Source organism: Bartonella sp. AA83SXKL (genome assembly GCF_042196965.1).
Lineage (GTDB): Bacteria > Pseudomonadota > Alphaproteobacteria > Rhizobiales > Rhizobiaceae > Bartonella.
Window position 1 is genome coordinate 1 of the sequence record NZ_JBHIRG010000030.1, and the last position, 9,494, is coordinate 9,494.

General features: G+C 35.7%; 8 protein-coding genes and 1 pseudogene. 1 reads left to right on the forward strand and 8 read right to left on the reverse strand.

The features are described 5' to 3' along the window. The coding region (locus ACFINO_RS08380; RefSeq protein WP_375655427.1) for a POTRA domain-containing protein at positions 1-588 on the reverse strand (588 nt) is incomplete at its 3' end. Positions 589-1,534: 946 nt separating this feature from the next. Here ACFINO_RS08380 and ACFINO_RS08385 point away from each other — a divergent pair. Further along, a pseudogene (locus ACFINO_RS08385) lies at positions 1,535-1,994 on the forward strand (type ISP restriction/modification enzyme); the annotation flags it as partial. A gap of 944 nt (positions 1,995-2,938) precedes the next feature. Here ACFINO_RS08385 and ACFINO_RS08390 read toward each other — a convergent pair. The 7 genes from ACFINO_RS08390 to ACFINO_RS08420 form a co-directional block, all read right to left on the reverse strand. Then, positions 2,939-3,409, reverse strand: coding sequence for an SMI1/KNR4 family protein (locus ACFINO_RS08390; protein WP_375618706.1), 471 nt, complete (start codon positions 3,407-3,409; stop codon positions 2,939-2,941). 270 nt (positions 3,410-3,679) lie between these two features. Then, positions 3,680-4,030 carry an HNH/ENDO VII family nuclease gene (locus ACFINO_RS08395; RefSeq protein WP_375655428.1) on the reverse strand — a complete coding sequence of 117 codons (351 nt, stop codon included), beginning with the start codon at positions 4,028-4,030 and terminating at the stop codon, positions 3,680-3,682. An 88-nt stretch (positions 4,031-4,118) separates the two neighbouring features. Further along, positions 4,119-6,695 (reverse strand): DUF6990 domain-containing protein, encoded by a 2,577-nt coding sequence (locus ACFINO_RS08400; RefSeq protein ID WP_375655429.1) that lies wholly within the window; start codon positions 6,693-6,695, stop codon positions 4,119-4,121. A 5-nt stretch (positions 6,696-6,700) separates the two neighbouring features. Then, entirely contained in the window at positions 6,701-7,177 is a 477-nt protein-coding gene (locus tag ACFINO_RS08405; protein WP_375627527.1) for an SMI1/KNR4 family protein, read from the reverse strand. Positions 7,178-7,279: 102 nt separating this feature from the next. Continuing rightward, the gene (locus tag ACFINO_RS08410; RefSeq protein ID WP_375655430.1) at positions 7,280-7,744 is read right to left on the reverse strand and encodes an SMI1/KNR4 family protein; all 465 of its coding nucleotides are present in this window, start codon (positions 7,742-7,744) and stop codon (positions 7,280-7,282) included. Beyond that, on the reverse strand, positions 7,741-8,226 hold the full coding sequence (locus tag ACFINO_RS08415; protein WP_208438784.1) for an SMI1/KNR4 family protein: 486 nt from the start codon (positions 8,224-8,226) through the stop codon (positions 7,741-7,743). Before ACFINO_RS08415 ends, ACFINO_RS08410 begins: the two co-directional genes overlap by 4 nt. Before the next feature lie 20 nt (positions 8,227-8,246). Next, on the reverse strand, positions 8,247-9,494 hold a 1,248-nt coding region (locus tag ACFINO_RS08420), incomplete at its 5' end, for an HNH/ENDO VII family nuclease (protein WP_375655431.1).

The following is a 9,494-nucleotide window of genomic DNA, read 5'->3' on the forward strand; positions in this document are numbered from 1 at the left end:
AAAAGCACTCCATACAACATTATTATAACGAGACGTCGGTGAACCATTATAGTAAATCTCTGAAAGTTTCCCCTCAATGACAACAAATTTGAGCGTCTTGCTGTTTTTGATATCTTGATCAGGAATGTAAAAACGCGCCGTTACATAGCCTTGATCCAAATAAACTTTGGTTAACTTCTTGATTAAAAGCTGGATATCAAAAAGACCAATACATCTTCCAACATAAGGCTCTGTTACAGCTGATATAGAGCGCTTTTTGACATGATGCACTCCCTCAACAACAACAGCATGAATGGGAAAACATTGTTTCCCACCCAAAAGCGTTTCTGGATTTTGCTCTGAAGGCGTCTTGATCCTTTTAGGCGTTAAAGCGCGTAATTTCTCAATTCTTTCTAATTGCTGCTTCTCAGATTGTTGGCGAGAAAAATTATCTGTTGGGGAATGAAAAATAGCTGAGGAGCGCGCATAAACATTTACACCTGTAAACAAGCCAAAGAAAACAACAATGGCACGAAAAATTCTCAAAAGAGAACTTTGGCGTAAAAATATCAATAACAATACAGATTGCCCCCGCTTTGCATTATCCATGAAGCACTCTTTAAAAAAACTTCATGGAACCTCTAACAAGTCCACTCAAAACAGCCACTGCCCTATGACGCTTTTAACAAAAGCACATGCCTCTGTTACCAAAGAAAAGTGACACCCAAAACTGCTTTATTTTAACTGCTGAAGATCTCTCCCCCACATTTCTATGGAAAAACCTCTAAACAAAACTGTTTAGCCCGTCAATGGTTAATACATTAATATCCCCAGTTTAATGCTACAATATATTTATCAATAATTAGAGATAAATTCACTCTCCAGCTCCTCTAAGCCACTCAACACGCATATAAACGAGACATCATGCGATCAAGCACATCCTGTCGTCAAAAACAACAGCATAAAACAATAAGAAATCTCTTTTAAAACTTTCTACTCAAATAGGCAAAACTCTCTGTACAGCGCATTAAGCAACCTTTCTCCAAAGATAATGATCTGAACAGAAGAGTTTTGTCCAGTGCTGTCAGTGTTGTCAGTTCTTTTTAGAGCCTATATTATTTTTTTAAATGAGAGAAAATTAAAAACATTATATTTCAATATGTTAGCATTTTAATGATACAACCTATATCGACAATACAACCTTAAATACAATCCATAATATATATTTGTCAGTTTGTGTCAGTAAATTAAACTGACAAAATAGACTATTTTAGTGACTCATAAAACCTATCAAAATACTCATTATGATATTTTAAAAGCACATAGTTCATTTGTCTTGATGAACACGTGAAACGAACAGCAAAATTCACTATTTTGCTGATCTGATCTCTCTCATGGGCTGTGGATAAGTACCTTTAAAACCCTCTTGAAAAAAATTTATCCGTTTTTTCGCATTTTTCTGCATTTTTTTCACCATTTACTCAAAATGGATTTAATAAGCTTCGTTTTGATTCTTTTGATAAGAATTAACCCCCTCATATGAAAACGGAGCTCTGTTGTAACAGGGCGTGAACTCAGTCATTTGCACGTGAGTTATGAAACTGTAGAATCTTATTCCGTGCCTTTAAAAGGGTAATCCAAAATTAACTGACATCTCTAATTCTGAGAAATTCTATTATGTGACTGAAATGAAATTCGCAAAAATTAAGAATAGTAAGGAAAAGAATAAATCAACTGTTATCTACAACAGCAATATCATCATGACAGATATCCCTCTTGAAGCTTATGAGTATATCGTAAATGGCAAGCCTGCTCTTGAATGGGTTATGGGGTGTCAATGTGTAAAAATAAATAAAAAGAGTAGTATTGTTAATGATGCCAATCGTTATGCTGTTGAGATCGTTGGAAATCCTGCCTACCCTTTAGAATTGTTTCAAAGGGTTATTACTGTAAGTTTAGAAACAATGAAAATCGTGAAAAAACTACCAAAATTAGAAATAAGAGAAACTGAATAGACTTGGCATGCTAAACTCACAAAGGGATATAAGGTCTTATACCTATAGGTTCTATCCCCCCTTTATAAATAGCTTACATACAATCTTTAAAAGGATAATTTATCATGCGTTATTCTAAAAAGAAGAAACTTGCACTTTTAGATACTCTTATTTGGATTGCTTTAAGACTTTTAAGAAACCCACCCCACTCTTAAATAGAATTAGATTTTTTTACATTGCCTTTAAGAGGTTATACCGTAATCTAAAATGATAGCTTTATCCTTTTCAAAAGCTTTGTTTAAACAGAGTTATGTATATTCATTTTCTTATATTACTTATAGGTTTTGAATGTTTCTCAAACCCTCAAAATACCTTCAAAAATATACCATGGGTTGTATTTATAGGTTGCATCTTAATATAGACTGTATCTCTAAAATGCTAATATATTGAAATATAATAACTTTTATTTTTTTATTGAAAAAAATATATAAAGGGGAGTAAAAGGAACCCTCAAAATACTCAAAATCTTCAAAACTAACAACCATAAGGATCTTGATAGCATTTCTTATGAGTTACAAACTATCTTTTGAAAGGCTTTAAAGGATTATATGCTTTTCATAAAGCACATTTTAATCACTCACTAAAATAATCTATTTTGTCAGTTCAATTTACTGACATATAACTGACAAATATATATTGTGAGTTGAATTTATGGGTTGTCTTTTAATAAAGGTTGTATCATTAAAATACTAACCTATTGAAATAGATTGATTTTAATTTTCTCTCATTTAAAAAAAATAATATAGGCTCTAAAAAGAACTGACAACACTGACACGGTCTATTAAAAGGGATTTTGCTAATCTTTATAATGATCAATCTCTTTTTAGATGTTTTCATAACAAGAAATAAATCGCAATTATCCTATTTATCAACTAGTTGTATAACATCATCTAAGGTATAAGTTTTCATGAATCTTCCCCTGCATACTCTTTAATTCTTTTGCAGAGAAATTCATAAAAATTACTTGCGTAATATTCGGAATCTTCAGATGTATACTTGAGATAGAGTGGGCATTCACCATCCCGAAACTGCGTATAATCAAAATAAAAGGTTTCACCAAAATCAGTTGTGCAGATAACAAGTTGTTTGGGGGACGTAAAGCCATCTCTTCTATCGAGCAAATTTCGGTAAACAATATCACCAGCAGGAATACCTGCACAGATTTCATAAATACTGAATATTTCTTCACCTCCAATTTCTCCTCCTCCATAATTTTTTAAAAAATTCTTATAGGAAGAGGTAAATTGTAAACCAAGAGTGTTCTCAGCTGTTTTAATCCGTACATCATCAGGGGCATTATCTTGAGTACCAAAATTAATAACATGACTATGCATATCAACATATTGTGCAACATCTGATAAAGTATAACTTTTCATAAATTTTTCTCCATAAGTCACAGCGTGTTTTTACTCATAATGAGTGTTCCTAATGATCAATCTTTTTCTACTATAGCCAATGGAATTGAGATGAGATTGATAAAATCATAAGAGATATGTTCTTGACGGAGCTCTTTTCTCATCTGTCTCTGTACAATCATCTCGCATTTACAATATATGATGGAATTAAAGGGGGTGATCATTAAAGTTTAGAGAGCGCCTTTTAGGGATATTATTTCAATATTTGCAATAATTACTCTTTCTTTTTTCCTACTTAGGAATTTTTTTTGAAATCCAACAAATAACTTTTCTGATAAAATTTGTCTTTGGATTCATAGGAGCAACCAAACTCCTGCCTTGATAAAATGAGTAGAGAACCTCAACGAGAGGACTATCTTGTTCTTGTGTCACAGGATGTAACATAATAGGTCTAAAATCGACTCCAATAGGTGCTCTTCCTGATACCATTCTTTCCACATTTGTACCCGTTACTATCTGTCCTTCTTCTTTCCAAGAAGAAACTGTTTCGGGCTCAAACAGTTCATCTTCCTGATAAACTTTTTGACTTTTAAATTCCACCGGCTCAGCTTCCCCCATACTTTTTTTCTTTATCCATTTCATGATTCATAATCCCCTCAATTTTTTCAAAATAATCAATTTATTCTTTGTTCTAAATAGACTTAAATAAACTCTCCTTCCAAGAGCGAGGTTATTCCTCGCTAGAAAGCTCTGAGTGATCATCAAAATCTTTTGCTACCCGTTCAATCAAAGCGTAGCTCACTTGCTTCACCTTTGCTACTTCTTTGGCTAAAGCTAATGCACGTTCAAGGTGGGTTTTGTTGATGCTCTCGTCAAAGCCTAGGTGATCACCTGCCGTAAAGCTTTGCTGATAAGATTGTAAGGTCTCAACATCACCCAATAAAGCAAGAGCGCCAAGATGAAGTAAAGCATAATCCGTATCGTTTGCTTTAGACGTGGCGCCTTTTTCCCAAGGAGCAGTGCCATAATCAGAGCGTAGCCTTTTAGAAAGGTCAATGTCTGTTACCGCCCATTCTAGCGCATCATCAAGCGCCTGTGTTAAACGATCCGTAGTGATCTCTGGTTCAAAGATTTCCAATCCCTTGGCTTCAAAATTAAGCTGTATATCTGGAATATCTTCCGTGTAGGTAGGATCAATGAATTTACAAGCAGCGGAAAGAATGCCCGTGCTAATCAAAAAGGCGCTATCAAATTGCGGACAATCTTTGGCAATTTCGTCGTTATAAAGAATGTCTACTTCACGATCAGCCAATTGATAGCTTGCCATATGATCATTCTCATTGATTTTCTCGGTTGACCAACCTAAGCTTTTCAAAAGTGCATGAGCACTTTCCATGGTGAGACGATCATCATTGTCATCCACTTCGTCCACTTCCTCTGCCACTTCAACAGAAGTTGTTTTAGAAGCAACAGATGCTATTTGCGGATCCAAGCTCAAAATCGGTGCATTTTTCGGAAAACCTGCTCGATAACCCCGTGCAAGAGTGAGGAGATTATCAATTCTATATTTTGAGATTTCTTCCACAAAACCTAAAGAATTTCCCTTTCTAAAATTCTCCTTATAAGATTTGAGCTTTTCAACATCCCCAATCAAAACAAGCGCAATAAGGTGACGCGCTACAAGATCAAGTTCACTGTCTGGGGAAAAAGCCGCATAATCATAGATGATTTGATTCACATTTTGTCGATCAGCCCATTCAAGTATATCTGTACAAATCTCCTTTAGCTTGCCTCTATCCAATTCAGTACTAGAAACTGTATAAACTTCTTCTGCTTCTTTGAGGGCTATATATTGAGGCATATTATAGAAAATCTCTCTATGAGCAGTGGAAAAGCCAAGTGTTGAAAGGGAAGCCTTAAATGCAACAATTGGCTCTTCTTCATCACTTTGAAGACTGTACATTATATTGATGATACGGTCTTTACTGATAAAATAGGTATTACGATCATAGTTTTTATCACGATAAACTGTCCAACCCATTTCTTTTAATTGCTCAGCAACCTTATTGAAAGTAATCAAAGCTTTCGGACCAAGATGTGCTTCTGCTGCTTCTCGCTCATTAAGGATTTTCAGATGTTCTTCAGCAAATTCAACGGCATGGTTAACATATTTTTCTACTTCATCATCATCCAAATGTTCAGAAATCGTACCAGCTTCTAAAAAATTTTTATAAGATTTCAGGATATCAATTCGACCTGTCAACGCTAAACAAGCCAAATGCCAGACTATATCTATATTGTAGCTATACTTTTGAACACGTGTTTTGCTTTCTATTGATGCTTGTAAATCTTGGGCGCGTGCCCATTGTATTATCCGCTCAGAAATTTTTATAAGCTCCTGCTCATTTAATGTCTCTACACGAATATCAATCCCTTTATCAACACCACTAAAAACCCCTCCCCCAATCGTATTAAAAGACTGATAAATATTTGTAGCTGATATCTGCCTACATTTTCTACTATCGTGAATATAATGGCAAGCTACAGAAATATCTTCGTTGGAGATCTCTGCTTCAAGATGAACATTGTAATCATCATTTGGAAGACGTATAAAACCAAAATCAAATTGAATGAAGCGGTCGGGCAAAACTAACCACATTTTCCCAGGTTCCGTAACAAACCACCCTTGGGTTTTAAGAATGCGCGTTGCTGCTGTAAGACTCATCAAACGCTGTTTCGGTTTTTTGCGTGCTAAAATGTCATCCAATTCATTATTTTTATAAGCTTCAGCAAAAAAGATGACGCGCTCAACCTGTGTCATCTTTTCATAATCAGAAAACTCTGGTGTATATAATTGAGGTGTAGGTTTGTAATTCCTTAAAGCTTCGGTATCGCCGAGTAGAGCCTTTGCAACGAGAGAATGATTAGCAGCTTTTTCACGTAATTTTTTCTCAATATCTTGTGCGTGCGCCCAAACTAACACTTTATTTAAAGCTACCTTAACGTGGTTTTCAAAAAATTCTAGTGCTGTAACTCCAAAATTCTCTTCTGAAGAAATCAGCATAGCCTCATATTGAGGTTGAGATTCTTTACCGTTAGCATATTCACAGCCAAGACAATAAGCAGCAGTAGTAAGACTGACAGAAACCCACAATCTTCCGCTATCCCGTCCATAATCTATGACACCATAATGAATACGCACTATGCGATCGGGGAGGTGATAATAAGCAAACATATCACCCATTTCATCGCGATGGGGCTCCCAGCCAAGTCTTTTTAAAATCTCTGTTGCATCTTTGGTTTGCATCGTCATTACCCTGCGTGCTCTTTAATTCTTTTACAGAGAAATTCATAAAAATTACTTGCGTAATACTGGGGATCGCTAGGTAGAAACTTAAGATAGAGCGGACACTCTCCATCCTGAAACTGAGTATAATCAAAGTAAAAGGTTTCACCAAAATCTGTTCTATTGACAACAAGCTGCTGTGGTTTTGCTAAACCATTTTTTATATCTGTTAAGTGATAATAAACAATATCACCAGCAGGATTATCTTCAAAACTTGCGTTATAAATGCTAAAAATTTCATAACCTCCAATTTCTCCTCCTCCATAATTTTTTAAAAAACTTTTGTAGGACGAGGTGAGTTGTAAACCAAGAGTTCTCTCAGCCTTTTCAATCAATATATCATCAGGCGCATCCTCTGCAGTGCCAAAATTGATAATCTCATCATCATATTTATTCACTTTATCAATTAATACTACAACATCATCTAAGGTATAGGTTTTCATAGATGATCCCCCTTAAAAATATTAACGATACCTGCATTCTTGAAAAGAAAAAATAGTGGTTTAACATTGCAATTCGGAAGTAAAACCACCATACAAAGAAATTTACTTCAAGTTATCTGTAATCCTTTTACAGAGAAATTCATAAAAATTACTTGCGTAATACTGGGGATCGCTAGGTGGAAACTTAAGATAGAGCGGACATTCACCATCCTGAAACTGAGAGTAATCAAAATAAAATGTCTCACCAAAATCAGTTCTACTCACAACAAGCTGCTGTGGTTTTGCTAAACCATTTTCTACATCCGTTATATGATAATAAACAATATCATCACTACGAGCAATTTCAAAATTTGTATTATAAACACTTAATATTTCCTCACCACAGATCTCCGCTCCTCCGTAATTTTTTAAAAAACTCTTGTAGGAAGTTGTAAACTGCAAACCGAGAGTTTTCTCTGCTTTTTCAATTAGTACATCATCAACTCCATCATCAGCAGTACCAAAATCGATACTATCGCTATATTTATCAACTAGTACTGCAACATCAGCTAAGGTATAGGTTTTCACAAATCTTCCCCTGCGTGCTCTTTAATTCTTTTACAGAGAAATTCATAAAAATTACTTGCATAATAATGTGACGCTCCAGATGGAATCTTGACGTAGAGTGGGCATTCACCATCCTGAAACTGAGTATAATCAAAGTAAAATGTCTCACCAAAATCAGTTCTACTGACAACAAGCTGTTCTAATGTCGCAAAACCATGTTTCCTATGATATAAGTTTTTATGCACAATATCACCAGCAGGATGATCCTCAAAACTTGCGTTATAAATGCTAAAAATTTCCTCATAACCAATTTCTCCTCCCTTATAATTTTTTAAAAAATCCTTATAAGAAGTTGTAAACTGTAAACCGAGAGTTTTTTCTGCCTCTTTAATCCGTACATCACTAACTGCATCCTCTGCAGTACCAAAATTGATAATCTCATCATCATATTTATTTACTTTATCAATTAATTGTACAACATCAGCTAAAGTATAAGTTTTCATAGGTTGTTCTCCATAAATTATTATTTTTTAGTTGCTATATCTTTCTTTTCATAATCTTTAGCACGTTCCTTCCAGTATTTCGTCCTCCATTTATCGAATAGGTCTCTGTCAATAGCTGATCCCATTGTATTAGGATTAATATGAATAACAGAATTATGTTTATTATGAAACGCATTTGTAACCTCTGCTATGGGACCATCATGTGTTTGCAGCATATGATGCAATTCAATGGGATTTTCATTAAAGTCAAGAGGTGCTCTTCCTGTTTTCATCCTTTCAATATTTGTACCTTTTACTTCTTTTCCTTTTACTGTCCAACTAACAATCTGGTTAGGATCAAACAGATCATCTCTCTGATAGACTTTGTTTGTCTGAGTAATTTTTTCTCCCTTGTTAGTTATTTCAAACTCAACCTCAATAGGTTTTGACCAGAACTTTCTCTCTTGCCCCAAATATTGAGTTGCAATAGCTTCATCGCTCATTTTTTCTAGCGATTGTGCGATTTCTTTTCCCACATGAGCAGTATTTACTTCAGAACTAGTTGCTCCTGTTATAGCCGCTTCTTCAGCTTTAGATGCAAATTTGATGATATCTTTTTCTACAAGCTTGTTCGCAAGCTTTACGCCTCCCTTGGCTGCTGAAACAGCACCGTCAGTAAGCACTGTAGAACCCACTATATAAGCCACATCTCCTAATGGTTTACCTAACATTTCACCAGATTCAAAACCCGCACTGAATGCGCCATCCCCTCCTTTCTCCATTGTTTCATGTATGTGATCTATATGCCCCCAAAAGGAATCCTTAACTCCTCCCCAGAATTGACCAGCTCCTTCCCAGACATCATCCAACATATGCCCACTCGTGGCCCAAGATGTTGCTGTTCCAATGCCTTGAAGAATATTTTGAGAGATCTCATCAACTGAACTGTTTCCTATTGCCAGACCTAATTCTTTAACGTCATGAGCTGTCTCAGATATTTCGCTTCCTATTGCTTTGGCGACACCAAAAATCGTACCCTTCGCAAAACCTATCTCAAAAATTCTATCTTGCTCTTCACTAATCTCGAACCATTTTTCGTTAACATCTCTTCGACACTGATCATCAGGGCACTCTTCTAACTCTTTCTTCATCTGAGCGCGTTGTGCACTACCCAAAAAGTTATTTGCAGCGGCATTACCTGCGGCATCGGCACCGGCATCAACATTGCCACCGGCAAGGGCAGCGGCAACGCCCCCAGCAGCCCGTGCAACATCAATGGTGTGGTCTCT

Excerpts from the sequence above, each read along its gene's own strand:
- ACFINO_RS08400 (WP_375655429.1), bottom strand. The coding sequence starts at position 6,695 with ATGCAAACCAAAGATGCAACAGAGATTTTAAAAAGACTTGGCTGGGAG.
- ACFINO_RS08390 (WP_375618706.1), bottom strand. The coding sequence starts at position 3,409 with ATGAAAAGTTATACTTTATCAGATGTTGCACAATATGTTGATATGCAT.
- ACFINO_RS08415 (WP_208438784.1), bottom strand. The coding sequence starts at position 8,226 with ATGAAAACTTATACTTTAGCTGATGTTGTACAATTAATTGATAAAGTA.
- ACFINO_RS08395 (WP_375655428.1), bottom strand. The coding sequence starts at position 4,030 with ATGAAATGGATAAAGAAAAAAAGTATGGGGGAAGCTGAGCCGGTGGAA.
- ACFINO_RS08405 (WP_375627527.1), bottom strand. The coding sequence starts at position 7,177 with ATGAAAACCTATACCTTAGATGATGTTGTAGTATTAATTGATAAAGTG.